The sequence below is a fragment of the Sphaerisporangium aureirubrum genome (assembly GCF_042658925.1).
Lineage (GTDB): Bacteria > Actinomycetota > Actinomycetes > Streptosporangiales > Streptosporangiaceae > Sphaerisporangium > Sphaerisporangium aureirubrum.
In genome coordinates this window covers 1-22,524 of sequence record NZ_JBHSRF010000007.1, presented here as the reverse complement: position 1 = coordinate 22,524, position 22,524 = coordinate 1, and the positions used below count along the sequence as shown (strand labels likewise).

The following is a 22,524-nucleotide window of genomic DNA, read 5'->3' as shown; positions in this document are numbered from 1 at the left end:
CCCATGACATGACCTGGGGGTCTTTGGCATGCCCAATCTCGATCCGGATGAGCCCGGGATCACCTTCGGCGAGAAATGCCGCCGCAAGAACCTGCAGATCCGCCCCGAGGGGTGGACCTGGGCGACGAGGGACCAGCACACCTACGGCGAGCGCGGGGACGGCGTGAAGGTCAAGCGCACGCGTGACCAGTGCGGCAACGACGTCACCGAGCATGCCGACGACCGGGTCGACGTCATGATCAACCTGCGCTGACGGGGGGCCGGTCTTGTCCATTACCAGAGACGGCTGGTTCATCGACACCTACGTCAAATGGGCCAAGCAGACCATCGCTCTCAACCTCGGCAACGCGTCGGCCGGCTACTTCATGGTCGCGATGTTCGATGACACGATCACGCCGAACTTCGCGCAGACCAGCCCCGCGTACAACTCCGCGCCGTTCAACGACGGCCAAGTCGAGGGCGCGGGATACGACGCAGGCGGCCAGGCTCTGACGGCTGTGGCTTTCGAGCCGCATCCGACAGCCGACTGGGTGCGGTGGATCTGTGACCCCTTGGCCTGGACCGGGTCTACCATCACCGGCGCGAAGGGCGCGCTGATCTACGTGCCGTCGCTCAGCAACGTCGCGGTGCTGCTGCGGAACTTTGGCCAGGCCTACTCCACCAACGACGGCACGTTCGGCCTGAACCCGCATCCCACCGACGGCCTCGGGCGGTCGCGCATCGTGGCGCCGGCCGCTTGACCTGGTTCCTGACCTCTCGACCCCTGCCCTGAGGGCGGGGGTTTTCGTATGAAAGGAGGCCGGGTGCCTACCTATGTCATCGACACCAACGGCGACATCGCGCTGTCGGCGGCGACCGCCAAGACGATCCTTAACGCCATCGCGGCGTCAGGCGGCCTACTGAAGATCGTCGAGCTGTCTGTGTCCTGCGACGGCACGAGCTCGACGGGCGAACCGGTGACAGTTGAGCTGTGCGCCTCCACCCAGGCCGGCGCCGGGACCTCGACCTCACACACCCCGCTGCAGGTGTCCGGCTCCCCCCGCACGGCCAACGCCAGCGGCGCCCGTAACTACTCCGCCGAGCCCACCGTGCTCAGCGTGCGCAAGCGCTGGCTGGTCCACCCGCAGGGCGGGCTCCTGGTCCTGCAGTTCCCCCTCGGACGCGAACCGCAGCTGAAGGCGACCGGCGGGTGGGCGTTGCGCTGCACCGCCCCCGCAGCCGTGAACGTGCAGGGATACCTCGAATTCGCCGAGGACGAGTGAAGGAGAAAGCCATGGTGTACCTGTACTGGCGCTGGCCCGGCGACCGCAAGGACGAGCACGGCCGTCCGATCACCGAGCGCTGCGCGCCGTATGCCAGCCTGGACGACGCATACGGTCAGGCCAGCTACGACCTGGACGTCTGCGTCGCGGCCGACGACTACGCGGCCGCGCCGCAACGGATCATGGATGCTGGCGGGGTCGAGCTGTGGAGCGCGCCCCTGCCTGAGGGCCGATGACCCTCGGGATCGGGACGTCGCCGGCGCTCAGTGCCGGTTTCGCCAGCCCTGACCGGGAGACGAGTACGTTCTCACCGCCGGCGCAGTCGTTGCTGGTCGCCGCGATCGTCGGATTCGACGCCGTGGATGAAGAGGACTTCGACGAGCTGCCGCAGAACACTGGCACCGCGCTGGAGTGGTCGCGGCGGGCCTCAGACGATCCTGACCCCGGGGTGCCGGCGACGATCCGGTTCTACACCGCGCCGAATGTGTCCGCACAGACCAATATCACGGTGAGTGCCCGTCTGAGCAACGGCGAGGGGATGCTCAAGGTCTGGATGGTCACCGAGGCCGCGTTGTCTGCCCCGGTGGGTGCAACCGGTGCCGGTACGACGTCGGGGAACAACGTCACCCCGGGGGTGTACACCTCCACTGTCGCTGGGTCGCGGGGGTTCATCGCGGCGTACGACGAGAACAACCGGGGGGTGCCAACGTCGACCGACGCCGCCGAGGGTTATGGCGGCGGCACGTTCGTCTGCGGCCTGGTGGCCGCCAAGGCGGCCAACACCCCCGGCGCTGGCACCGGTGTGACGTTCAACCTGGATGCGGCCGGCAGCGGCGGCGGTAGCTGGCTGTGGGTGGCGATCGAGGTGCTGCCGCGGCTGGACCCGAGCCGCCCGATCCGGGTCATGCAGGTCGGGCAGGCGGTGAAGCGCGGCACCATCTGGTAGGTGACGGGGGGCGCTGGTGGCTCGGATCGGGCGCGGATTTCCCTCTCGGATCACCGCGACGCGGGCGGGTGGCCACCCGACGGACGTTGCCGTTAATCTGCCGTCGTTTTCGACCGAGTGGGAGTTCCCGCCGATCGAGGTGTCCTCGCCGTCGGTCACGATCGATCTGCCGTCGTTCTCGACGACGTGGGAGTTTCCCGCGCTGGACGTCGTCTACGACACTGACGTCGGGCTGGCGTCGTTTTCCACGGTTTGGGAGTTCCCGCCGATCACGGTGGACACCCCGATCCGCCCCGGCATCACGATCACCCGCGACGGGGAGATCGAGTGGCGGGGCGTGCTGTGGTCGCCGCGCAACCAGTTCATCCCGCAGAACGACCTCGACGGGTGGGAGGACCTTCCCGACCTGGACCAGGGCAACGTCCCCAAGTCCCAGGACGACGGCTCGTGGGCCGGGGTGGACTACCCGCAGGAGCGGATCGTCACGGTGACGGTCCAGATCGACGACGACATCACGTTCGCGGCGTCCCGGAAGGCGCTGCGTGACCTGACCACGCACGGGGTCGACGAGACTGAGTCCCCGCTGGTCATCCGGACCGCGGGGGAGACCCTGCTGGCGTACGGCAAGGTGACCAAGCGGCGCATCCCCGTTGCGTTGACCGGTATCGGCAAGGCCAACGCCGTGATCCAGTGGACCTGCAGCGACCCCTACCGGTACTGGCTGCAGGAGTTCGGCGTCTCGGTCCTCACCACCGCCTCGCAGGTCATCGCGAATGAGGGGGGCGCCCGGACCAAGCCGAGGCTGCGGTTCCACGGGCCGGTCGTCGTGCCGCGGATCCGGGTGGCCGGCCGGATCCTCGCGCTCCAGGTCGAGGTCCCCGACGGGGTGGACCTCAACGTGAACTGCCGAACCGAGGAGACCTTGCTCGGCGACAGCGACTACGTGCGGGTCCACGACTTCAGCGTGGCCATCGGCGACCTGGTGATCCCGCCCGGGGACCACGAGCTGGAGTACATCCCTGACGGCGGCGGCGAGAACGGCCTGGACGTGTTCTGGCGGCCGGCGGAGTGCTGATCGGGGGGCTTGGTGGCCGTCCGGTACAGGTACATCTTCGCGGACCTGCTGACCGACGAGACCATCTGCGAGCTGCCGCTCACCAAGGTCTCCTATGACCATCGGATCAATCAGCCCGGGGTGTTCAGCGCAGGGATGCCGATCGCCAACCGGCGGGTGTCCAACCTGCTGGCCAGGGCGATCCCCCGGGACATCGCGGATCTGTCGGCCGGGCCCGGGCGGATCGTGTGTCACTGCCTGCGCGACAACGGCTCCTTCGTCGACCTGTGGGGGTCGTTCTGGGTCTGGTACGCCAAGACGTCCCAGGGCCGCAAGGGGCCGCCGCAGGTGGACCTGCGCGGCATGTCGCTGGACGGCTACCTGGCCAGCGTCGAGATCCAGACGGCCTTCTCACGTCTGGCGACCGACCGGATCGTCATCGCGCGGGACCTGGTCACCGAGGTCCAGGCTCTGCCGTACGCCGGGCTCGGCATCAACTTCGGCGCCGGGACCAGCGGCGTCACCCAGGACCTGATCGTCGCGCCGGGCGACAAGGCCAACTACGGCGAGACCCTTCGGAAGCTCGCCGAGCAGACCAACGGGTTCGAGACACATCTGAACACCTACCTGGCTGGTGGTCAGCGGGTTCGTGAGTTGCGATGGGCGTACCCCACGCTCGGCGAAGAGGGCGCGCACCACGAGTTCTCCCAGCCCGGGAACGTCCTGGAATGGTCGCAGGAGAGCGACGCGCTGCGCGGCGGCACCCGCTGGCGGGCCCGCGGTGACTCCGCCAACAACGACCTGTCCTTGGCTTCAGGCCCGCAGTTCTCCGAGCCGGTCGAGGCGACCGCGCACCTGCAGGCCGGGTGGCCGCGGATCGACCGGACCCTGGACCTGCAGGGCGAAACCGATCCGGCGTCGCTGCAGTCGTACGCCGCGTACTGGGCCGCGACAGCGGCGGGCGCCGTGCGGGTGCACACCGCGACCGTGCGGCTGGCACCCAAGACCACGCTGACCCCGCACCGCCTCGGCGACTTCGCAACCTTGCGGCTCAGCAACATGAGATTCCCGCGGGTCAACGGAGTCGCGGGCTTCGTGAGGTCCTGGCGGGTGATCGGGATGGAGATCAAGCCGCCCGATCGGAGCAACGGGATCGAAGAGGCCAACCTGATCTTCGAGGAGCTGGTGGCCTAATGCCCGTCGGCTACCCCCAGGACGCCCTGGTACGACTCGAGCGGCTCGAGAAGCTGGTCGACCAGCTGTACACCGCCTCGCAGACCCGGCCGGCGCAGGACGTGATCCGCTCGGCCGCGGTCACGATCGGCGATCCCGACGGCGCACACATCAAGCTGATCCCGGTGGGCGACGTTGGTGCCGAGATCCACCTGACGCCCGGGTCGGGGACCAACCCGACCAAGCTGCAGGCCGACACCGCGGCAGGGTACCCCGGCGAGGCGGCGCTGCACATCGTGTCTGGGGACGACGGCGGGATCTCCTCGGAGCTGCTGATGGCCTCAGGCGAGGTCTCTATGCGGATCCTGGACGGTGGGGGCGACGCCGGAGGGTTCGCTTCCTGGGCGAGCAACCGGGCCAAGTTCGGGTTTGTCGACGGCACCAACGACAACTACTTCGACTTCACCCCGATCTCGGTTTCCAGACACTTTGGCCAGTGGGACGACTTCGGGTCGGTGCCGTCGAACGCGGGGATCTTGTGCGGGTCGTGGACGCTGGCCAGCGGGTTCGCCGGGGTCCACATTTCCTATCCGACGACCATGGATTCGAATATGGGGCCGGTCGGTGTGATCCGCGACGGCGCCGCGAACCCCAACTTCTACTGGTGCCTCACCGCGTCCACCAACTCCGGGTTCGACATCGACTGGTCGCTCGGCGGCGGCGTTTTTTCCGGCAAAGCGGGCTACTTCTGGTCATTCCGTCACTGAAAGGGGGGCGGATGCCGGAGCTGGTGGAGATCTACGACTCCGAAGCCTCGTACGCCTACACCCAGCGGGCCGCCGACATGACCAGCCGTGCCATGGCGCCGGACGCCGCAGTGGAGCCCCGCTGGGGTGTCCACCTGTGGGATTCCAGGCGCGGCCGACGGATGGCGATCATCCCGCACGCCCGCTTGGAGTCCACGGTCGTGGCGCACGGCTACGACCCCGACGACCTGCTCGGCATCATGAACGCGGTCCTGCACCTGCCGTTCATGCCGGCCCCCGGCGACCCGCTGGCGTGGGAAGACCCGGTGGCGGCCGCCGTGCTCACCGCGGCCGCCGAGATCCCCGACCCGCTCACCCCCGGGATGCCTGACCAGGAGAAGCACGCGGCGACCGAGGCGCGGATCGCCGTGGTGCGCGAGCACCGGGCGACGATCGACCCGGCGACGCGGGAAGACCGGCAAGGCGCCCTGGACTGGCGCCGGGCGGTCATCCTCGCCCGCGGCGACGTCCCCGAGGAGTACCAGCAGGGCTTCGACGACCAGGCGCCCGAGCACGCGCTCAACGCGATCCTCAACGGTGCCCGGCTGGATCCGGCGCGAATCGCCGCGCGCCGCGCCCAGGCCCGCTGGATACAGGAACGCCGCGAGCACGCCGCGTCCCGGCGCGCCGCGCTGATGGGCCCGGACATGTTCGGCTTCGCCCGCGCCATGCCCGGCCCGTGACCAGCGGGGGGAGTTACGCGCCCCGTACTCGACCCGAGAGGCGGCTGAGTGGACCTGGCGGTGCTCCCCTGGGTGGTGGACCTGACGACGATCCCCTGGGTACAGGGAGGCGCCCTGGGCCTGGGCCTCGCGATGGTCCTCACGACGACCGGCGCCGTCATCAAAGGCCTGCTGATCCCGCGGAAACAGCACGACGACCTCCGCAAGGACCTGACGGCGGTGATCGAAGCGGTACGCGCCGACGCCGCTCAGGCGGTCAAGGACGCCCGCGACGATCGCGACGCCCGTGTCGCCGAGGCCAACGCCGACGCCGAGGAATGGCGGCGGCTGTGGGAGGAAGAGCGGGGCGCTCACAACCTGTCCCGCGACGCATTCGACGAGCAGCTGCGCGGCGAGCTCCGCGTGGCCGCCGAGGGCACGCAGCTTGCCGTGGCCCTGCTGCAGACGGTGCACACACGCCAAACCGGGGCGGGGCCATGACAGGTGACGAGCAGGACCGGCCGGACCTGGACCAAGCGCGACACCTGGTCGACGAGTCCCGCCTGAGAGCGCAGCGCGACATGCGCGCCGCCAAGGAGAAGGCGCGCCACAAGAGGTCGCTGGCCCAGCGCCTGCGTGAGCTACGCGAGGAGAACGGGTTCGACCGGGTTCTGGATGACGCGTTCGGAGGTGGAAGTGGCTGACGCGGTGTACCTGATCGGCACAGTGCTGGTGATCATCTCGGCGGTGTTGGCAGACGGCTGCGTTGCCGCGCAGATGCTGCTCGCCCGCTGGTGGCTCACCCCGCAGGGCCGCCACGTTTTCGTCTTCCAGGGCGCTTTGGCGCTGACCCTCGACCTGTGGGGGTTACGCGCCCTGACGTCACCGCGGGCGGCGGCTCCGCCCGTCGACTGGTTCCTGATCGCCCGGACAGCCGCGTTCGCGCTCATCCCGATCGCCCTCGGATGGCGGCTGATCATCATCATCCGCACCTGGCGCACGGGGCGGCGCAACCGAAAGGAATCGGGCTGATGCCCTACCTCACCCAGCTCGCCGCCGTGGCCCGGCGCACCGGCTACCCCGTCACCGAGTGCCCCGGCTGGAAGACCCGAGGCCACGGCCCCCAGCCCGCCGTCCAGGGTGTGGTGTGCCACCACACAGCCGGCTGGAACGACATGCACGTCGTACGTGACGGCCGCCCCGGCCTCGAGGGCCCGCTGTCGCAGATCTGGCTGCGGCGCGACGGCCGGATCTTCATCGTGGCGGCCGGGCGGTGCTGGCACAACGCGCCATCGACCTCGGTGTACCACCAGAACTCCAGCAGCATCGGCATCGAGGCAGAGAACAACGGCAGCGCTCCCTGGCCGGAGGCGCAGCTCGACTCCTACCAGCGGCTGTGCGCCGAGCTGTGCAAGGAGTTCGGCCTCACCGCGGCCCGGGTCAAGGGCCACAAGGAGGTCAACCGCCAGAAGGTCGACCCCCACTCGATCAGCATGGACGGCTTCCGCGCCCAGGTGGCGCGGCTCATGACGGGCGCCGGCCCCATCCCCGGCAAGGCAGGACCCCACGAGGAGGATGACGACGTGCCCGAGATCGTTTCCCTGGGCGCAGGCCAGGACCAGGACGTGCCCGCCGGCGGGGAACTCGCCGTCAGGTGGCACACCGAGTACACCGACGACGCCGACGACCACGGCGCGGAGGGCGTGGCGGTGCTCGCTGATGGCACCCGCTGGGCGATGTGTGACGCGCTGGTCAAGCTCGGCGGTCTGGAGCCCGGCGACGAGGTCGACCTGGCGTGGACCAGGTACTCCCGCGACGGCAAGGAGCTCCTGGACGACCCATGGCGGCTGACCGTCCACGCCGACCCCGACGGCCGTGTCGAACAAAGCGTCCCCGGCCAGTTCGGGCTGGGTAAGGACAACCAGCTGCGGCTCCGGGTGATCAACCCCGGGACCCGGCCGGCGAAGCTGGAGAAGGTCACGATGGCCAAGGTGGCGCTGTTCCGGCGCTGATCGCGTCCCTCCTGCAGGCCTGCGGCGACGCCGCGGGCCTTCCGCTTTCTATCCCCCGACCGAGGAGAACTGTGCCCCAGCCCATCACCCGCGCGAAGTGCCGCTGCCAGTCCATCGAGATGTTCGCCGGCGCCGACCAGCGCAAGATCCGCTTCACTCCCGAGTACGACGCCTCCGTGCCGGAGGACCAGCGGTACGCCAGGTACACACCATCCGGCGAACTGTGGCTCATGGTGACCAACCCCGCGGTCGACTTCCGACCCGGCCAGTCGTACTACCTCGACTTCACGCCCGTCGAGGAGACCAGCGACGGACCCGCTGACTAGCCTCGCGCAGCTGCCCTGGCTACGGCGCGAGCTCCAGGCTCACGTGCCCGAGGTTCCAACCCATCCGGCACGGGAGTTGGATCCGGACCCCGTCGATGCAACACGGCTTGGACCTGGCTCGGCCGGGTTCAGCCAACCCGCCGATGCCCTGAATCAGCGGGCGGCGGATACAGGTACACCTGAACGGCCCGCTCCGGCGGGCGTCCCCGAGGAGGGGCATATGTACGATTCGTCCGCACCGGCGCCTACGAAGAAGCCCGTCGAGTGGAAGGTCAAGGCCGCGTCGCTCGGCACCTATCTCGGCACGGTGGCCGGCCTCGCGGTCCTTCAGACGCTGGACGCCGATCACTCGCTGATCGCGTTTCTGCCGGACGTGATCGAGGCGATCACCCTGCCGCTGATCCCGACCGGCATCGCGTGGCTGGCGGGGTACAAGGCCAAGCACACCCCCCGCCCGGACCTTCCGGCGGACCAGCGCTGACGAACCTGCAGAGCACGAAGCGACTTCGCTCAGCCTGCCAGCGGCCCGCGCCTCCCGAGTGGGGGGCGCGGGCCGTTTCGCGTTGTACGGTCGGGGATGAAACTGCGGTGATCTCAGCGGCCCATCCCGGTAACCTGAAGGTCATCCGGGTGTTGGGCAGCTAGGTCGCCCGCCTGCTTTGGGAGCAGGAGACCGCAGGTTCGAATCCTGCCACCTGGACGTAGCCGGCGCACCGCGGTGACGTCGGAAGTGGTCCCCGGGAGTTCCCGCCGGAACGGCGGGGCCCGAGGGCTGCGAGCGTCCGCCTCTGCTGCTGGAAACAGTGGCGCCCGGTCGGAACCAGAGTTGATGGTTCGACCGGCCGGGAGCGCAGCCCGTTCGAGCCGGGCCGGACAACCGAGGCGGCGGCGCAAGGGGAGCTTGCGCGGTCCTGCGTGGTGCCGCCGCACCGCCCGGCAGTACCGGGGCCACGCGGGGCGGTACAGCGGCACGGGAGAGCGGGCAATCACGGTGAGCAGAGCTGGACGCCGGTTCGGGTTCGCGGCCGAAAAGGTAGCCAGGGCGAGGCCGTGGACCATGCTGCTGGCCGGGGAGGGCCGTGCCGCTTGGCAGGTCGCGCCGTGGTGCGATCGCGGCGCGGTCTTCTCAGGCGATGGGGAATGGGCCGCAATCGGCGGGCAGCACCTCAAAAGGCGTAGTGCGGGTCGAGTCCCGCCCCTGTTTGAAGGCTTTCATTTTCATGTGGGCTTCATGTAGCCCCGTTCCCGTCATGAAAAGCGGGTGTGACCTGCACCGTTCTTATTTGGCGGGTATTTGATGGTTTGTGCAAGCGCCCTATAACCGGCCATAACGAGGGGGCCTGGCGGTTGCGGAGCGCCGGGAGCTCGCTGACTGTGTGCTCTCAGCGCCAGAAGGACGACATACCTGGACGTTGCCTCGATAGGCCGGTGTCTTCGCAGGCCAGGCGCTATTTTCGCCGTGTGAATGATGTGAAGGAATGGCGCCTCAAGAACTTCGAGTGCGATCGCTTCGAGATCGTCAACGTGTGGGCCACTCCGTGTGAGGGGCCGCATCGGGTGAAGGCCGAGGCGGCGATTCGCGCGGCGTTGGAGAATGCGCTCGCTGAGGGGCACGAGATCCAGATGACGGTGGGGCCGTGCCACTACCATGGTGGCTGGCCTGGTGGTCCTCGGATGTCGCCGGCTGTCGCGCTGGAGCGGATTGACTCTGCTGGTGGGGCTTTCCCGTACACGTACGAGTCGAGCTTCCTCTACAACGGGAACGGGTCAGACGATGCTGCGCCGCCAATCCCGACCGAGGCCAACATCACGATCTACTTCCCGGAGGCTCCTGCCGCGGAGCCGCCAGATGGTAGCCGCGGGGCACGAGACGGGGCATTGGAGTCATAGGGGCAAGTGGAAAGAAAGTTTCATGCTGCGCCAGATCGGCGACCTGCGGTGAGAGCAAAGACACCGTCATGTAACTCTAGGTAACTTGACCGGTCGCGTGGGATACCTGGTATCTTTCAATCGATTCCCCTATCCGCTTCGGTGGGTAGGCGCGGGCCCCGTCCTTGGACGGGGCCTTTGCTTTTCACCACTTCGCGGGGCGCCGGATCTCGCCGGTGCCGTCGGTGAGGGCCTCGGGGAACTGTGAAGCCTTGAGCGCGTTCTCCTTGATCTGCTTGAAGAACAGCGGCCGCAGGCTCATCAGGTCCCGGCTCCGGAACTGCGGCCGGTGGGGGTTCACCAGCCCGACCGGCACCCCGTACTCCGCCATGGCCATGCGGATCGGTTCCTTGAGGTCGGAGTCGTTGCTGATGACGACGGCGAGCTCACAGTCTCCGCGGGAGGCGTCGAGGAGGAGGTGGCTGGCGAGGTTGACGTCCGAGCCCTTCTCCTCGGTTTTGATGACCTTCACCATCCGCGGGCCATTGGGGTCCGGGTGCGCCAGGGGCATGACCGTGCGGGTCTCCTGGAAGTGGCCCAGGTGCACGGTGAGGTGGGGGATGGTCTGCAGGGCGCGCAGGTAGGTACTCTGCCGGACGGGGCTGTCTGGATCGTCGCAGCGGGCGGTGATGCGCGCGGTGAAGTAGCGGATGCGCTGGATGTCGTGGCTCGGGAGGAGCTTCCGGCACAGGGCGTCGAGATCCAGCCACTTGTGCTGCCGGCCCTTGAGGCAGCCGTAGTAGAGGTTGAATCCGTCTATGTAGACGTTTGTGCGCATCGGTCCCCCGCGCTCCTCATAACACGACCGACCTTCACTACGCAGGCCGGGGGAGCTCTTATAGTACTCGCGATCACGGCACTGTCTGCGCCGAGTGAAAACGAGGATAATTGCTCGCAAAATCTTCGCGAGCCACGCAAACCGACGCCTCTCGCGTTGCCTTGGGCGGGTCTACCACTCCCACGCCCTAGTGGGGAGTCCCCTGGTCACGAAGTTAGACCCCACCCGATCGCGGCAAGGTGTCCCTCGGGTGACAACCTCCTTACCTCGATGGGCGTCTCTCTGAATGTGATTCGGAAGTTGCTCGACCTGCTTTACCGGCGGGAATTGGCGGTCATCGCCCGGTTGCACGGCGCCTGGCCGCTGGAACACGTTTACGCGCTCTACGGACGTGAGATTCTCGCGGCTGCCCAGAATGACCACGACCTCGCCGCGCGCGTCCTGGAAGAGGCCGAGCTCATCAAGGCCCTGCTCGACCACCACAAGATCCCGGCCCGATCCCGTAGAGGGGGGCCGTTCCTGCTCGGGTATGTCGCCGGCCGGATCCAGGAACTTCAGGAGGACGACCCCGACCCCTTGGAGCTGTACCTGCCCAACGCCTCAACGGTGAGACTGGCGGGGGCCTGCCAGCTCGCGATCGAGTGGCGCCTGCTGAAGCCGTAGGGCCCGGCGCTCTCACCCCGTGGGCAACATGATCAGTTCCACAAGGTCCGCGAGGTCGACGTGCGTGGCGAGCTCGGCGACGTTGCGGCAGTAGGCAAGGTGATAGCCGTGCTTACGGACCCGTAGGACCGGGCGGCCGTTGAGGCGGATCAGCTCCACGGTGAGTTGTTCGGGCCCTACCCAGATCGACACGCCGACACCATAGGAAACAACAGGTCAAGACACGGCAAAGCACCCCATCGTGGGTCAACTGAGGCGGTGCTCGTAGGCTCACCCCTGTACCGCGCGCGACCCCGGGGGAGATCATGGCTGACGACACCGACTTCCCGCCAGAATTGGTCCAGGCCCAACGCGACTACTACGCCGTGGACGCCCGCGTAGATAAACTCGTCGCCCAACTGCCATCGTCGGTGGACGTCTTGGCCGGTACTGCGGCAATGCCGGCGGAGCTGCGGGCGGCCGTGGACGCCGCCCGCGCCGAGCGGCTCAAGCTCGTGGACGTGCTCTACGGGCATGAGTACTGGGAGACCGTGGACGACCGGCACGCGGCCAGGACGGAGCTCCAGGAGATCGCGCGAAGGTAGCCGCCTCAAAAGCGGGTTGCGGCCAACCCTCCACCGCCTTACCAGATCGGCAGGCCGTCGGTGCTGTATGAACGCAACGTCCAGGTTCCCAAGGCGTGCCCGCTGTGCCCCTACGAGTTCTGGCGCGGCGACGGTCACCTGCGCGTCGACGCCGAGTCTGCCAGCGAGTCGTTCGAGGGTCACGACTTCCGCCGGCACCGAGGCCTGCTGCGACTCATCGCCCGTCAATGTGCGTCGTTCTGATGGGACGGTTCGCTCCGCGGTACGGTTCACACTGTCCCGGGTGGCGTTACCCGTACAGGTGGTCCTCACCCTCCGGAGGCGCGGCGGACGGATCGTCGTCCTGGTCCTCGTCTGCTACGTGGCCGGGTGCGGGGTGAATCTGGCGGACCATGAGGCCGTTGAAGACCGCTACCCAGAGGTGCACTCCCCGGAGTTGCCACTCGCCCGGCTCTTCGAGCCTGCGCAGGACATTGGCGTCCGGCGGCTCCAGGTCGCGAGTACCGCTGAGGTAGAGGCTGCCCCACGCGGTTTCGATCAGGTTGATCATGCCTGTGCCGCCGGAGTTCACGCACTTCCTGAAGAGCAGGAAGCGCTCCCGGACCTGTTCGCCGTCGCGTGGATCGGCGCCTATCCACTGCACCAGGGTTGCGGCGATCGGGGCGACCTGCTCTTGCGTACGGAGGTCGGCGGGCCGCGGCGTGTCGTCGACCGCGTTGATGACGAGTTCGCGCAGTATCGCGGAGCGGGTGGTGCCGCGGGCCGCTGCTATGCCGTCGACGAGATTGCGGGTTTCCTCGGGGACGGTGATGGTGACCGGCGTTCCGATCTTGGGGCGTCCGCCCTTTTGTTCAGCCATTTGGATCTCCTCGGACGCGGTCGTCGCGGGTGTCGGCAAAGGTTTTCGCATGAAAAATACTACACTGAACTGACGATTTCGCATTGAAAACAGCCTGTGGAGGGCAAGGAAAAGCCCGCCCAGTCCACACGGCCAGGCGGGTCTCGGGCACGTGCACGGCTACCGGACGGGCACCAGCGCGACTACGAACTTGCCCACAGGGAGCACCCGATTCATGTACTCGTCGGGCCCTTCGTCGCTGCGCGCGGGGGCGTAGCCGATGGCGAGGACCACCCGGCTGTGCTGGCCCGCCAAGCTCGCCCACTCCTCACTCATCGGCCGGGCGAACTTCTCGCCGCCGGGAGCGTGCAGCGTCGCCCACGTACCGTCGATGCTCACCCAGGTGTCGGCGGCCGGCGCCATCGTCATGGATCCGGCTGCGGACTTGAGGCCGAGCACCTCGGCGACCAGAGGCAAGGTGATGTGCGCCCGCTGGTCCGGGGTGGTGAGCAGCATGTACGCGCCATCCTCACCGGTGTCAGGCGTCTCGGAGATCCAGCCGGACACGAGAACCTGGCCGAACCTGCCCTCGATGGGGTCGACGGTGCTCATGACGCGTCCTGGCCGTGTCCCCGCACGCTCAGCGCCGTGGCCAGCTCGGAGGCTGTTCCCTTCAAGATTTCCATGGTGTCTCCTGGGACATCGTGGGTGGATGGCGCCTTGCTCAAGCCGCGGTCACCAGGACCCGGTGCCGGATTCCGTAGACCTTGCTGCCGACCGCGACCTCCTCGGCGCCGTCGGCGAGCTGCGCAGCGCAGGCGGCGGCCACCTGCTGTCGCTCGTCCCCCAGGTTGCGGTCCTTGGCCAGCCTGCCCATGTGCCCGGCGAGCCAGCCTCGCGCCTCCCGCTCGGTGGCCCAGTGTCCGTACTCGTGGCTGGGGCCGTAGGCGGTCCAGGGCAGCGGCGATGGCGGGAGTGCGGTCAAGGCGGCGTCGCCGGCTTGGACGGCGGCGGTCAGCTCGTTGGGGTCGAAACGTCTGCCGACCAGGGTGTCCGCGCTGGTGAGGACCATGAAGCGCTTGACGAAGACCTGGCCCCAGCTCTCGTTGTAGTACTCGCCGTCCTGCAGGTGGCCGCACTCGGCGCCCGCCGGGCACTGGGGGACCAGGTCGAGGGACGGGTCCATCTCGGCGCAGACGCGGCAGGAGGTGCCGTGCCGTCCGGGGTTCCATGCAGGGTAGGCGATCACGCTGCACTTCCAGTCGTAGCCGAAGTGGTCGCCGGGGGTGACGTCCCTGACGCCGACGGCGATGTGGGCGTCCCGGGACTGCCGGTAGTTGCCGCTGTAGAACAGTGGGTGGCTGGTGGTGATGCTGGGGAGGTCCTCGCCGAGGATTCGGGTCGTCAGCATGGGGGGCTGCCTTTCACGTAGCGGGCGTGGGGGAGGGGGTGGTGCCGGGGTGTACCAGCTTGGCGAAGCCGTTGGTGCGGCCCGCCTCGGTGAACCCTGCGCTGGTGTACACGGCGGCGCGGGCGTGGCGGACGGTGGCGCGCACTGGGGTGGGGGCGACGCAGGCCAGAGCGGCGCGGATCAGCAGGGCCAGCAGGTCGGTGTCGTTCTCGTCGACCAGGTAGCAGGACTCGGCCACCACGCCGCCCTGGGAGCGGATGCCGATGAAGCCGGTGACGGCGCCGTTGTCGGTGGCGATGATCCAGGTCTTGTTGTCGTCGTCGTAGATGGGGCCGCCGACCTGGCGGTGGACGTCGCGACGGGCCAGGTAGGGGCCGAGGAGCGTGTAGAAGCGGGGGTCCGCGTTGGTCATCGTGGCCAGCGTGGTGGTCAATGTCCGCTCCCTTTCGCCTGTCCTGGGGTGTGGTGGCCACGCTAGTACCCGCACCACAAAATACGCAACAGAGTGTGCTAATTAGGTTGGGGTTCCTGGTCGCCACCCCGGCGCGGCCTGCCGACCCGGGGACGCCGAACCCACCAGTCGTCCATCTCCTGCGACGGGTACCGCGGCTGCGGCTCCCCCGGATTGACCGGCTGCGGCGGCGCCGGCACCAACGGGTCCTCGGTGTGCGCCGCCGCTGCCACGGCGAGCGCCCGCGTCACCGTCGACCGCGCGACGCCGTACCGGCGGGCAAGCTCCGCGGCCGTCAGATCCGGCATCACTCACCTCCCAGCGGCTGGCCACCGCGATACCGCGCACCGTCCGCCCACGCGGTATCGACCTCCCACGCCTCGGAGAACTCCTCGTCGGCGAACATCTCCGCCAGCCCGGTGATCTGCCGCAGCCTGCGCACCTCGTCGGAGTCCAGGCCGAGCTCGCGGCCGATCCACTCATCGGACTTACCGCGCCGCGCGAGGTCCACCACGATCTCGCTCATGCCGTCCACGGTGTGCTGGCCACGAGCCCGGTTGTGCCGGATGGTCGCCGCCACCCGGTCCTCCTGGCCGGTCCGCCCAGGATTGATCACCGCGAGCGGCAGACGGCCCCGCACGGCCGCGCGCACGCCGGGGTCCTCCTTGCCGATGCGGTGCCGGTGGAACCCGTCCACGACCTCGTAGACGACCTGCTCGCCGTCGCCGTCGTCGCTGGTGACCGGCCAGGCCACGATGGGCTGGGTGAAGCCGTCGGCCGCAACCGACAGGCGCAGCAGCTCCATCTCCGGCGGCGCCACGACGTTGGGGTTGTAGGCGTTGCCCCGCACCTGCCCGGCCGGGACCCAGACCACGCAGTCCACCGGCTGCCCGGCCAGCGGCGAGTGCTCGGCGAGCGCCAGACGCAGCTGGTTGAGCGCGTCGATCCGCGCGTCGTTACCCAAGCTGGCCAGGCGGGCGAACACCTGGCGGGCGTCGGCGACGATGCCGCCGATGTGCTCGCTGCCGGTGGTGTCCTCGACGTCCTCCAGGCTGATCTGCCCGGCCGGTTGCCGCTTAGAGGCCATCGAAGCCCCACTCCCTTCGGCGGATCTCCATGGTCTTCTTGTAGCGCTGGTAGGCCTCGCGGTGCGCGGGCGGGGAGAACGTCAGCCCCTTGCACCAGTAGTCGTAGGTCAAGATCACCTTGCAGACCCGCCGCCAGGACGGGTGCTTACGGTCGATGGGGCCGTCGTCGGGGATGACCCCGCCCTCGCAGCCGGGGGTGTTCACCGAGTGCCAGTGGATGAACCAGGCGATGCGGTCCTTGTAGGCGTCCGCGGTCGCCGGCGGCATCGACGCCAGCAGCGACATTGCGTACTCGCGCCAGGTCATCCCCTCGGGGCGTTCGATCGTCACGCGGCCCATGATGTTTCCGGTCTCCCGGGCGTAGCGCGCACCGAAGTTGGCGCCCTGCACCCGGGCCACGACCCGGCCCCAGGTGCGGGGCTCGATGATGTGGTACAGCCACAGGCCACGTTTCTGGTCGTCGCCGTAGGGCTGGCACAGCCGCGCGGCGTGGATGGACACCCCGGCCCGGTGCATCAGGTCGTACACCCGGTTGTACGGCGTCCTGGACCGGCCGTAGAACCGCCAGACGTCCTCGGTGCGCCAGTCGTACACCGGGTAGGCGTTGTACAGCGTGCCGTCGATCCACGTCGTCCAGGCCAGGCCCTGGTGCCGGGTCTTCTTCCGGGACGCGATCGTGCGGAAGCGGTTGAGCGACTCATCGGAGCGGATACCGACCAGGCACGCGGTCAGCCGGCCGCCGTGGAGCTCGGCGTACCACTCGCCGAACCGCACGATGAAGTCCTCGAACTCCATCCCGGTATGGAAGAAGCCGAAGAAACCGGGGTCGCTGATCACGCCGGGATGTTCGGGAAGGGGCCGCACCCAGGAGTCGCGGGCCGCCGGGTCCCAGCACTGCCACTGCGGCTGGAACTGGCTGACAGCGTTGCGCAGCGACATCGGCAGCGCCACCCAGTACACCTCCAGCACATCGGCGTGCCGGGCCAGCATCGTGTGGACGTAGTCGATGGTGTGCTCGTACTGGGCTTCCAGATCCACGATCAGCACGCCAAGGCGGCGGCCGCGGAGCCGGGCCTCCTGGGCGGCGAGCTCCAGCAGGACACCGGAGTCCTTGCCGCCGCTGAAGGAGCAGTAGACGTTGGCGAAGTCGGTGAAGACACGCCGGACGCGGTTGCGCGCCGCGGTGAGCACGTCGATCCCGAGGCCGCGTTTGGCGCGGCTCAGCTCGCGATCCACACCGCCGCGTTGTCCAGCCACGCCTCCACCTCCTCGCCGGTGATCCCAACGATGTCGCCCTCGGGGGTGACCCGCAGGAATTTCCGTTCCGTCCATGACCACGTCTGCGGGGAACTGGCCTCGTACACCCGGTTGACCGCGAGGGTCCACCCGTACCTCACGCCCCGCGCGCCCGTGCTGCTGGCGTGCTTGTAGTCCCGCTCGGGGCTGATGAACTCCCGCCGGTAGCCGTACGTCGCGTCGCGGCCGGTGATCTCCGCAAGCCATGGCCGCGTCTCACCGATCTTCTCAGCGGTCCACCGGGCCCGGAACCCTGTGGCGTGCGGTCGTGCCAGCTCGGCCGACGCCAGGCGACCTGCCAGCAGGTCGGCGGCCTCGTCCGGCGTGGCCAGCCGGAACCGTGCCCGTGTGCGGCGGCCGCGGCGTCCGGCGATGACCTCCAGTGCGAAACCGACCAGTTCAACGTACCTGTCGTCCAGGACGCGGTAGCCGGGCGTGCTGATCGGCAGTGGCATCTCGCCTTCGCCCAGTCGCAGCCGTACCCACGTCGCCTCGCCTACCGCGGCCAGCTCGCCGGGTGGAACGCGTCCGATCCACGTCGGGACCGACACCGTCGGCGGCGGGCACCCGCGGTGGTGGTGAAGCCTATTCCTCAGCCAGTAGCCGGAGTCGGGAGTTACCAGCTCGCCGCAGTCGGCGCACCAGCCCGGCTGCCGGTTCGGCGGCCCCGGAGGAGCGTCCACCGGGCACGGCGCGTTGTGCATCTGTTCGTACCGGCCGCCGGTGACCGGGCGGGGCGCGGTCAGGCGCACCGCCACGCCCTCTCCGGCCTGGACCCAACCACCGCACGCTCCGCAGATACCCGCCCACCGGTTCGGCGTGATGACCTGCGGCGGTGGCGGACAGCCTCCCGGGAGGTGCGTCACGATCCCGCGGAGCGGGCCGGGCAAGACGAGGCCCTTTCCGGCGGGCACTTCGCGGCGGCAGCCGCTGCAGCGCCCCGGGTAGCGGTTGGGCATGGATTCCAGGCGGTGGGCGTGGTGGCGGGCAGCGTCGGAGGGGAGGCGGCGCGTGAGGTAGTCCACCACCCGTTTCCCCAACGGGGACTTCACCGTCCAGGTGTGCGCATCGGTCAGGCCCTCGTTCTGCGCGGTGGTCATCCGCACATGCCAGTGGTCCCGGTAGCGGTCCACCACGATCACCACGGCGCCGGCGGTGAGCTCGTAGGCCACCCCCGGCTGAAGCCACGGGCCTTCCAGCGCGAAGGCGCCGGGCCGGGTGGTATCGATGGTCTTGACGAGCCGCCGCCAGCAGGAGATCGCCCCGTCCGGCTGGGGCGGGATGATCACGGCCGGAGGTGCGGACCTCGCGGCCGGCCGGGTAAGCGTGCTGGTAGTCACCTGGGCAGCATGCCCCCCCACACCAATATTCGCAACACAATGTGCAAAATTGGGTACTCTGTTGATGGCGCCCGCACAGAGCCACCGCGGCTATCCCCTGACAGTCTGCGCTCCCCGCACTACGCTCACGTCTGCCCCTGACCGCCCTTCTGAAGGATCAGCTCCGTGACCGACCTCGTGCACCACGCCGCCGAGCGGATCGCCAAGCACCTGCGCATCCTCAACGGCCGCTACCCGGCCGCGTTGCCAGGCCTCGAAAGCTTCTCCCGGCGACGCGGGCAAGACGGCCTGCCCGACTGGCCAGAGTGGTGCTGGGTACCCATGGCAGCCGCCGCGTCGATCGTGTCGAACGCCAGCATGCGCAACCCCGCCGACATCGGCCGCGTCGCCGCCGTCGCCCAGTGGGCGCTCCACACGCCCACCATCGTGCTGCCCCGCCAGGAGGTCGCCGAGCGGGCCGTGCCCGGCAAGGCCGAGGACATCGAGTCCATGGACATCGCCATCCCGCGCGACCACCTGCTCGAGGTGCTCGGATCCTCCTGCCACTACCTCATCCAACCGCTGGACCGACCACACGACCACGCCGGCGACTGGCTGCACGGCGTGTACGTCCACCTGGAGCACGACTCCCACTCCGGCCGCACCGAAGTGCGGTTCGTGCTGGACTTCGGCTCCGGCTGGAATGGCCTCATCCCGTCGTTCGTCCACGCCGACCAGCCCACGCTCGCCTGGTCGGCCCGGGACATCGCAGCGACGGCGGCCCCGTCGCCCGTCCCAGGAGAGGTCACCGCGGACTTCGCCCGCGTGCACACCTGGATGGCGTGGCCGCTGCTCGGAGCACTGCTGGACGATGACGCGCGGCTCGTCGGCCCAACGCCGGTCCCCGGGACGACGCTGCCCGCCGAGGTGCCTGCCGAGCGGTGGGAACTCACGTACGGGGCGCCGCGAATGAGGCCGGTCTAGCGGGCCTGGGCCCACAGCACCTGGTGCTCCGCCAGGTCGAGGTGGCGTTGCAACTGGATGGGCCCGTAGGTCCTGACCTTGGCCATCACTGACTGCCTGGGGGGAGCGCGAGGCGTGGGCGAGACGGGACCGGGCCGCGGCCATTTGCGCGGCGGGCGGGCGAGGACGCCTGATCGGTGCGCTCGGCCGAGACGTACGCCGGGCGCCCGTCGGTCCGCGCCGGGATCACCTCGAGGAAGATCCGCAGGCCCGGCCCGCGCTTGTTCGGTACCTGTTTCTGGTCGCCGAGCACCACCTCGTCCGACGCGCCCAGGATTCGCGAAATCAAGGCGGCGGTCTCACGTACCCGGTCTGGGTCGTCGCCCATAAGCCGGACCTCGACCATAGTCCCTCGCAATCTACTGATTTATGGGGATGCTCCCTGCTTATTATTTCCGCAGGTCGGACAGGCCGGGCCGCTTTTGCCGAACTGTCGTTTCTTTGTCGGCTATTTCGGCAGAACGACCCGGCCGGGTGATTGCTCAGGGCTTGAATCAGTACGACATCATCGGCCGCGGGCGTAGCATTACGACGGCGGTGGCATCGTCCCTGTAGCCCTTGCCGTTCTCGCAGGCGGCCTCGACGATGGCGTCGGCCAGGGCCTGCGGGTCGTCTTGGTGGGTGAGGACGAGCACCTCCAGGGCCTCATGAGGCACGCTGTCGTGGACGCCGTCACTGGTGAGGACCACCAAGCGGTCCTCGATGACGACGAAATGCACCGTAGCGACCGTGCTGCGCCCCAGGCTGGTGCGGAGCCGGTCGTCGTGCTGCGCTGCTACGTCGACCGGGACACCATGGGCCCGCAGATACTCCCCGATGGTGTCGTCGGTCGTGCGCAGTTCCAGCTTCTCCCCGGTCCAGCCGTACGCCCGGCAGTCGCCGGTCCACGCGATGCTCGTGCTGCCGGGCTCGGCGACGGCGACCACCGCCACCCCGTCGGTCTCGATGTCGGACGCTGCGGGTGCGGCGTTCAATTCGGCGGCCGCCAGGATCCCGAGCGTCGCGGTGGTGCGGGCACCGACCCGGGCGGCGACCTGCGCCGCGAGCCACGCGAATTCGGCGACGTCGGGGGAGTTGCCGATGCCGTCGACCACCGCGGCGCCCACCACCTCGGTCCCCGGCACGCGGTGGGTCGCGGCCGCGTCCCCGTTGTGCGAGTGGATGCCTCGGCGGGACGCGGACGCGACCTGGAGCTGCCCGGTCATCTGCTGGTTCATCGGTAGGGGTCCTCTCCCTGGGGCTGGTTGGGGTTGTCGAGCCAGAGGCGTTGTCCGCCCGCGGACACGGTCATGCCGAACTGCTCGCGGCCGGGCATGCCGGCACGCCGCCAGCTGGTGTGCGCGGCCTCCAACTCGTCCCACAGGCGCCGCGGGCCACCGCCCTGCCGGACGTCCACTGGGCCGAGTTCCCGGGATGCGGCCGCCACCGCCCAGGAGTCGCCGCCGAGCTCACGCAGCCGCATGGTGTAGACCAGACCCCGGCCGGTGATCTCCTCCAAGCCGACGTCGGTGACCACGAGATGCGGCGCGGCCATCGCCAGGAAAAGACCGAAACCGGCATCCCGCAGGGTGGTGAGACGCGGAGGGACGGTCCCGGCCGACTGGATGCTCGGGCCGTCGTAAGGCGGCCAGTGCCGGGGCACCCGCTGGGTCCGCAGCATCATGAACCGGGCGTGGGCGTGGAACCGGCCCATCGCGGTGCCGTCGCCGCGGACCAGGAGCTGCAGCAGCTCACCCCACTGGCCGTGAGCGGGCATCCAGGGCGCCACGATCACCCCGCCGGGGCGGGTCTGCTCCACCCACGCGTACGGGATGTCCCGCACGCCGCACGTCACGTGGACCCGGTCGTAGGCGGTGCCCCGGAAGTGGCCGTGGGTGCCGTCGCCGGTGACCACGTTGACGGTGCCCCGGCCGCAGTACGCGAGGTTGTCCCTGGCCTGGGCGGCGATCCTCTCGTCGACCTCCAGAGTGGTCACGCGGCCGGCCGCGCCGGTCCGCCAGTCGAGCATCGCGGCGGTCCATCCCGTGCCGGTGCCGATCTCCAGGACGTCCTGCTGGTGCTCGTGGTCCTTGGTGAGGTTGAGCAGCCGCAGCATCTGCAGCGCGATGCGCGGGCACGACAGCGAGGAGGTGGCGGGGGCGGCGATGTCGTCGATCTGGGCAGCGCCGTCGCCCCGCTGGGTGACGATGGTGGTGTCGCTGTAGAGGGCCTCCCACCAGTGTGCGGGGGCGGCGTCGCGGTCGATCAGGTGCGGTTGCCGGTTGTCTCGCGGCTCGGCCCAGGCCCGGGTCGGCACGAAGGGGTACCGCGGGACGGTCTGCAGTGCGGCCAGCCATGCTTGGCTGTCGTGTTCGCCCGGGTTCAGGACGCGTTCCTGGATGAGGTGGGCCGCCAGGGTCCGGGCATGCATCATCGTGTGCATGTCAGCCCTTTCGCTGATGCGGGTGGCCGCGCCCGGCCATCTCCGGCCATAACTCAGTGGTGGGCATGCCTGTCCTCGCCTTCTTCGGGGGCGTGCCGGGTGGTCCCGTCACGGGAGCCGAAGCTCCGGAAGCGCGCCGCCGGCGGCCGGCGCGCAACCGCAGCCTCAGCGCCGCGCCTCGCGAAGCTTGGCGAGCAGGCCGGGTAGCTCGTCCGGTAGGAGCCGGACCTCGCGGGCCTTGGAGCCTTCGCTCGGCCCCACCACGTTCCTGCTCTCCAGCAGGTCCATCAGGCGGCCGGCCTTGGCGAACCCGACGCGCAGCTTGCGCTGGAGCATGGAGGTGGACCCGAACTGCGTGGTGACGATCAGCTCGGCCGCCTGCACCAGCAGGTCGAGGTCGTCGCCGATCTCCTCGTCGATCTCCTTCTTGGCGGTCGCCACGGCGGCCACGTCGTCGCGGTACTCGGCCTGCATCTGCGTC

General features: G+C 69.1%; 34 protein-coding genes and 1 tRNA gene. 21 read left to right on the top strand and 14 right to left on the bottom strand.

Features of this window, described 5'->3' with window-relative positions; all coding sequences use genetic code 11:
- The first annotated feature begins 28 nt into the window (after nt 1–28).
- From ACFP1K_RS07045 to ACFP1K_RS06965, 17 genes are all read left to right on the top strand, one after another.
- Nucleotides 29–253 carry a hypothetical protein gene (locus tag ACFP1K_RS07045; RefSeq protein ID WP_380748191.1) on the top strand — a complete coding sequence of 75 codons (225 nt, stop codon included), beginning with the start codon at nt 29–31 and terminating at the stop codon, nt 251–253.
- A gap of 13 nt (nt 254–266) precedes the next feature.
- On the top strand, nt 267–740 hold the full coding sequence (locus tag ACFP1K_RS07040; protein ID WP_380748189.1) for a hypothetical protein: 474 nt from the start codon (nt 267–269) through the stop codon (nt 738–740).
- A 63-nt stretch (nt 741–803) separates the two neighbouring features.
- Nucleotides 804–1,262 carry a hypothetical protein gene (locus ACFP1K_RS07035; RefSeq protein ID WP_380748187.1) on the top strand — a complete coding sequence of 153 codons (459 nt, stop codon included), beginning with the start codon at nt 804–806 and terminating at the stop codon, nt 1,260–1,262.
- 11 nt (nt 1,263–1,273) lie between these two features.
- Nucleotides 1,274–1,498, top strand: coding sequence for a hypothetical protein (locus tag ACFP1K_RS07030; protein ID WP_380748185.1), 225 nt, complete (start codon nt 1,274–1,276; stop codon nt 1,496–1,498).
- On the top strand, nt 1,495–2,208 hold the full coding sequence (locus tag ACFP1K_RS07025; RefSeq protein ID WP_380748183.1) for a hypothetical protein: 714 nt from the start codon (nt 1,495–1,497) through the stop codon (nt 2,206–2,208). The genes ACFP1K_RS07030 and ACFP1K_RS07025 overlap by 4 nt, the downstream gene beginning before the upstream one ends.
- Nucleotides 2,209–2,347: 139 nt before the next feature.
- On the top strand, nt 2,348–3,283 hold the full coding sequence (locus ACFP1K_RS07020) for a hypothetical protein (RefSeq protein ID WP_380748181.1): 936 nt from the start codon (nt 2,348–2,350) through the stop codon (nt 3,281–3,283).
- 12 nt (nt 3,284–3,295) lie between these two features.
- Nucleotides 3,296–4,456, top strand: coding sequence for a hypothetical protein (locus ACFP1K_RS07015; RefSeq protein WP_380748179.1), 1,161 nt, complete (start codon nt 3,296–3,298; stop codon nt 4,454–4,456).
- On the top strand, nt 4,456–5,202 hold the full coding sequence (locus tag ACFP1K_RS07010) for a hypothetical protein (protein WP_380748177.1): 747 nt from the start codon (nt 4,456–4,458) through the stop codon (nt 5,200–5,202). The genes ACFP1K_RS07015 and ACFP1K_RS07010 overlap by 1 nt, the downstream gene beginning before the upstream one ends.
- An 11-nt stretch (nt 5,203–5,213) precedes the next feature.
- Nucleotides 5,214–5,924, top strand: a complete 711-nt coding sequence (locus ACFP1K_RS07005; RefSeq protein WP_380748175.1) for a hypothetical protein — start codon at nt 5,214–5,216, stop codon at nt 5,922–5,924.
- 48 nt (nt 5,925–5,972) lie between these two features.
- Nucleotides 5,973–6,404, top strand: a complete 432-nt coding sequence (locus tag ACFP1K_RS07000) for a hypothetical protein (RefSeq protein ID WP_380748173.1) — start codon at nt 5,973–5,975, stop codon at nt 6,402–6,404.
- Nucleotides 6,401–6,607 carry a DUF7620 family protein gene (locus tag ACFP1K_RS06995; RefSeq protein WP_380748171.1) on the top strand — a complete coding sequence of 69 codons (207 nt, stop codon included), beginning with the start codon at nt 6,401–6,403 and terminating at the stop codon, nt 6,605–6,607. The genes ACFP1K_RS07000 and ACFP1K_RS06995 overlap by 4 nt, the downstream gene beginning before the upstream one ends.
- A complete protein-coding gene (locus tag ACFP1K_RS06990; RefSeq protein ID WP_380748169.1) occupies nt 6,600–6,935 on the top strand; it encodes a putative phage holin in 336 nt (111 codons plus the stop codon). Before ACFP1K_RS06995 ends, ACFP1K_RS06990 begins: the two co-directional genes overlap by 8 nt.
- The gene (locus ACFP1K_RS06985; RefSeq protein ID WP_380748167.1) at nt 6,935–7,915 is read left to right on the top strand and encodes a peptidoglycan recognition protein family protein; all 981 of its coding nucleotides are present in this window, start codon (nt 6,935–6,937) and stop codon (nt 7,913–7,915) included. Before ACFP1K_RS06990 ends, ACFP1K_RS06985 begins: the two co-directional genes overlap by 1 nt.
- Nucleotides 7,916–7,986: 71 nt before the next feature.
- A complete protein-coding gene (locus ACFP1K_RS06980) occupies nt 7,987–8,241 on the top strand; it encodes a hypothetical protein (RefSeq protein WP_380748165.1) in 255 nt (84 codons plus the stop codon).
- A 220-nt stretch (nt 8,242–8,461) separates the two neighbouring features.
- Nucleotides 8,462–8,722 carry a hypothetical protein gene (locus ACFP1K_RS06975; RefSeq protein WP_380748163.1) on the top strand — a complete coding sequence of 87 codons (261 nt, stop codon included), beginning with the start codon at nt 8,462–8,464 and terminating at the stop codon, nt 8,720–8,722.
- Nucleotides 8,723–8,867: 145 nt separating this feature from the next.
- Nucleotides 8,868–8,941 (top strand) — tRNA-Pro (locus ACFP1K_RS06970).
- A gap of 761 nt (nt 8,942–9,702) precedes the next feature.
- Nucleotides 9,703–10,131, top strand: a complete 429-nt coding sequence (locus ACFP1K_RS06965) for a hypothetical protein (protein ID WP_380748161.1) — start codon at nt 9,703–9,705, stop codon at nt 10,129–10,131.
- Between the two features lie 184 nt (nt 10,132–10,315).
- Here ACFP1K_RS06965 and ACFP1K_RS06960 read toward each other — a convergent pair whose 3' ends face one another.
- Nucleotides 10,316–10,948 carry an NYN domain-containing protein gene (locus tag ACFP1K_RS06960; protein WP_380748158.1) on the bottom strand — a complete coding sequence of 211 codons (633 nt, stop codon included), beginning with the start codon at nt 10,946–10,948 and terminating at the stop codon, nt 10,316–10,318.
- Between the two features lie 300 nt (nt 10,949–11,248).
- Between ACFP1K_RS06960 and ACFP1K_RS06955 the strand changes: the two genes are divergently transcribed.
- Nucleotides 11,249–11,611, top strand: a complete 363-nt coding sequence (locus tag ACFP1K_RS06955; protein WP_380748155.1) for a hypothetical protein — start codon at nt 11,249–11,251, stop codon at nt 11,609–11,611.
- Between the two features lie 12 nt (nt 11,612–11,623).
- Here the strand turns inward: ACFP1K_RS06955 and ACFP1K_RS06950 are convergent, their stop codons facing one another.
- The gene (locus ACFP1K_RS06950; protein WP_380748152.1) at nt 11,624–11,803 is read right to left on the bottom strand and encodes a transposase; all 180 of its coding nucleotides are present in this window, start codon (nt 11,801–11,803) and stop codon (nt 11,624–11,626) included.
- A gap of 113 nt (nt 11,804–11,916) precedes the next feature.
- Between ACFP1K_RS06950 and ACFP1K_RS06945 the strand changes: the two genes are divergently transcribed.
- Both ACFP1K_RS06945 and ACFP1K_RS06940 read left to right on the top strand, forming a co-directional pair.
- Complete coding sequence (locus tag ACFP1K_RS06945; RefSeq protein WP_380748150.1) at nt 11,917–12,195, top strand: hypothetical protein; 279 nt, start codon at nt 11,917–11,919, stop codon at nt 12,193–12,195.
- A 60-nt stretch (nt 12,196–12,255) separates the two neighbouring features.
- Nucleotides 12,256–12,438: a hypothetical protein gene (locus tag ACFP1K_RS06940; RefSeq protein ID WP_380748148.1), complete on the top strand. Its 183-nt coding sequence runs from the start codon at nt 12,256–12,258 to the stop codon at nt 12,436–12,438.
- A 46-nt stretch (nt 12,439–12,484) separates the two neighbouring features.
- Here the strand turns inward: ACFP1K_RS06940 and ACFP1K_RS06935 are convergent, their stop codons facing one another.
- The 8 genes from ACFP1K_RS06935 to ACFP1K_RS06900 form a co-directional block, all read right to left on the bottom strand.
- Nucleotides 12,485–13,054 carry a ribbon-helix-helix domain-containing protein gene (locus ACFP1K_RS06935; RefSeq protein WP_380748146.1) on the bottom strand — a complete coding sequence of 190 codons (570 nt, stop codon included), beginning with the start codon at nt 13,052–13,054 and terminating at the stop codon, nt 12,485–12,487.
- 159 nt (nt 13,055–13,213) lie between these two features.
- Nucleotides 13,214–13,645, bottom strand: a complete 432-nt coding sequence (locus ACFP1K_RS06930) for a hypothetical protein (RefSeq protein ID WP_380748144.1) — start codon at nt 13,643–13,645, stop codon at nt 13,214–13,216.
- 112 nt (nt 13,646–13,757) lie between these two features.
- Nucleotides 13,758–14,444 (bottom strand): hypothetical protein, encoded by a 687-nt coding sequence (locus ACFP1K_RS06925; RefSeq protein WP_380748142.1) that lies wholly within the window; start codon nt 14,442–14,444, stop codon nt 13,758–13,760.
- Nucleotides 14,445–14,457: 13 nt separating this feature from the next.
- Nucleotides 14,458–14,877, bottom strand: a complete 420-nt coding sequence (locus ACFP1K_RS06920) for a hypothetical protein (protein ID WP_380748140.1) — start codon at nt 14,875–14,877, stop codon at nt 14,458–14,460.
- Nucleotides 14,878–14,954: 77 nt separating this feature from the next.
- The gene (locus tag ACFP1K_RS06915; RefSeq protein ID WP_380748138.1) at nt 14,955–15,203 is read right to left on the bottom strand and encodes a hypothetical protein; all 249 of its coding nucleotides are present in this window, start codon (nt 15,201–15,203) and stop codon (nt 14,955–14,957) included.
- Nucleotides 15,203–15,982 carry an IbrB-like domain-containing protein gene (locus ACFP1K_RS06910; protein WP_380748136.1) on the bottom strand — a complete coding sequence of 260 codons (780 nt, stop codon included), beginning with the start codon at nt 15,980–15,982 and terminating at the stop codon, nt 15,203–15,205. Before ACFP1K_RS06910 ends, ACFP1K_RS06915 begins: the two co-directional genes overlap by 1 nt.
- A complete protein-coding gene (locus tag ACFP1K_RS06905) occupies nt 15,972–17,240 on the bottom strand; it encodes a DUF3440 domain-containing protein (protein ID WP_380748134.1) in 1,269 nt (422 codons plus the stop codon). The genes ACFP1K_RS06910 and ACFP1K_RS06905 overlap by 11 nt, the downstream gene beginning before the upstream one ends.
- The gene (locus ACFP1K_RS06900; RefSeq protein WP_380748131.1) at nt 17,204–18,619 is read right to left on the bottom strand and encodes a hypothetical protein; all 1,416 of its coding nucleotides are present in this window, start codon (nt 18,617–18,619) and stop codon (nt 17,204–17,206) included. The genes ACFP1K_RS06905 and ACFP1K_RS06900 overlap by 37 nt, the downstream gene beginning before the upstream one ends.
- A 165-nt stretch (nt 18,620–18,784) precedes the next feature.
- Between ACFP1K_RS06900 and ACFP1K_RS06895 the strand changes: the two genes are divergently transcribed.
- Nucleotides 18,785–19,582, top strand: coding sequence for a hypothetical protein (locus tag ACFP1K_RS06895; RefSeq protein ID WP_380748128.1), 798 nt, complete (start codon nt 18,785–18,787; stop codon nt 19,580–19,582).
- A gap of 85 nt (nt 19,583–19,667) precedes the next feature.
- Here the strand turns inward: ACFP1K_RS06895 and ACFP1K_RS06890 are convergent, their stop codons facing one another.
- The 4 genes from ACFP1K_RS06890 to ACFP1K_RS06875 form a co-directional block, all read right to left on the bottom strand.
- The gene (locus ACFP1K_RS06890) at nt 19,668–19,967 is read right to left on the bottom strand and encodes a hypothetical protein (RefSeq protein ID WP_380748124.1); all 300 of its coding nucleotides are present in this window, start codon (nt 19,965–19,967) and stop codon (nt 19,668–19,670) included.
- 148 nt (nt 19,968–20,115) lie between these two features.
- Nucleotides 20,116–20,838: a PP2C family protein-serine/threonine phosphatase gene (locus ACFP1K_RS06885; RefSeq protein ID WP_380748122.1), complete on the bottom strand. Its 723-nt coding sequence runs from the start codon at nt 20,836–20,838 to the stop codon at nt 20,116–20,118.
- Nucleotides 20,835–22,034: a methyltransferase domain-containing protein gene (locus ACFP1K_RS06880; RefSeq protein WP_380748120.1), complete on the bottom strand. Its 1,200-nt coding sequence runs from the start codon at nt 22,032–22,034 to the stop codon at nt 20,835–20,837. The genes ACFP1K_RS06885 and ACFP1K_RS06880 overlap by 4 nt, the downstream gene beginning before the upstream one ends.
- Nucleotides 22,035–22,208: 174 nt before the next feature.
- A partial coding sequence (locus tag ACFP1K_RS06875; protein ID WP_380748118.1) for a DNA translocase FtsK occupies nt 22,209–22,524 on the bottom strand: 316 nt, incomplete at its 5' end.

Coding starts and splice junctions, on each gene's coding strand:
- ACFP1K_RS06935 (WP_380748146.1), bottom strand. CDS start 13,054: ATGGCTGAACAAAAGGGCGGACGCCCCAAGATCGGAACGCCGGTCACC.
- ACFP1K_RS06975 (WP_380748163.1), top strand. CDS start 8,462: ATGTACGATTCGTCCGCACCGGCGCCTACGAAGAAGCCCGTCGAGTGG.
- ACFP1K_RS07045 (WP_380748191.1), top strand. CDS start 29: ATGCCCAATCTCGATCCGGATGAGCCCGGGATCACCTTCGGCGAGAAA.
- ACFP1K_RS06925 (WP_380748142.1), bottom strand. CDS start 14,444: ATGCTGACGACCCGAATCCTCGGCGAGGACCTCCCCAGCATCACCACC.
- ACFP1K_RS06995 (WP_380748171.1), top strand. CDS start 6,401: ATGACAGGTGACGAGCAGGACCGGCCGGACCTGGACCAAGCGCGACAC.
- ACFP1K_RS06915 (WP_380748138.1), bottom strand. CDS start 15,203: ATGCCGGATCTGACGGCCGCGGAGCTTGCCCGCCGGTACGGCGTCGCG.
- ACFP1K_RS06880 (WP_380748120.1), bottom strand. CDS start 22,034: ATGATGCATGCCCGGACCCTGGCGGCCCACCTCATCCAGGAACGCGTC.
- ACFP1K_RS06885 (WP_380748122.1), bottom strand. CDS start 20,838: ATGAACCAGCAGATGACCGGGCAGCTCCAGGTCGCGTCCGCGTCCCGC.
- ACFP1K_RS07025 (WP_380748183.1), top strand. CDS start 1,495: ATGACCCTCGGGATCGGGACGTCGCCGGCGCTCAGTGCCGGTTTCGCC.
- ACFP1K_RS07030 (WP_380748185.1), top strand. CDS start 1,274: ATGGTGTACCTGTACTGGCGCTGGCCCGGCGACCGCAAGGACGAGCAC.
- ACFP1K_RS06910 (WP_380748136.1), bottom strand. CDS start 15,982: ATGGCCTCTAAGCGGCAACCGGCCGGGCAGATCAGCCTGGAGGACGTC.
- ACFP1K_RS06960 (WP_380748158.1), bottom strand. CDS start 10,948: ATGCGCACAAACGTCTACATAGACGGATTCAACCTCTACTACGGCTGC.
- ACFP1K_RS07005 (WP_380748175.1), top strand. CDS start 5,214: ATGCCGGAGCTGGTGGAGATCTACGACTCCGAAGCCTCGTACGCCTAC.
- ACFP1K_RS07010 (WP_380748177.1), top strand. CDS start 4,456: ATGCCCGTCGGCTACCCCCAGGACGCCCTGGTACGACTCGAGCGGCTC.
- ACFP1K_RS06890 (WP_380748124.1), bottom strand. CDS start 19,967: ATGGTCGAGGTCCGGCTTATGGGCGACGACCCAGACCGGGTACGTGAG.
- ACFP1K_RS06985 (WP_380748167.1), top strand. CDS start 6,935: ATGCCCTACCTCACCCAGCTCGCCGCCGTGGCCCGGCGCACCGGCTAC.
- ACFP1K_RS06930 (WP_380748144.1), bottom strand. CDS start 13,645: ATGAGCACCGTCGACCCCATCGAGGGCAGGTTCGGCCAGGTTCTCGTG.
- ACFP1K_RS06945 (WP_380748150.1), top strand. CDS start 11,917: ATGGCTGACGACACCGACTTCCCGCCAGAATTGGTCCAGGCCCAACGC.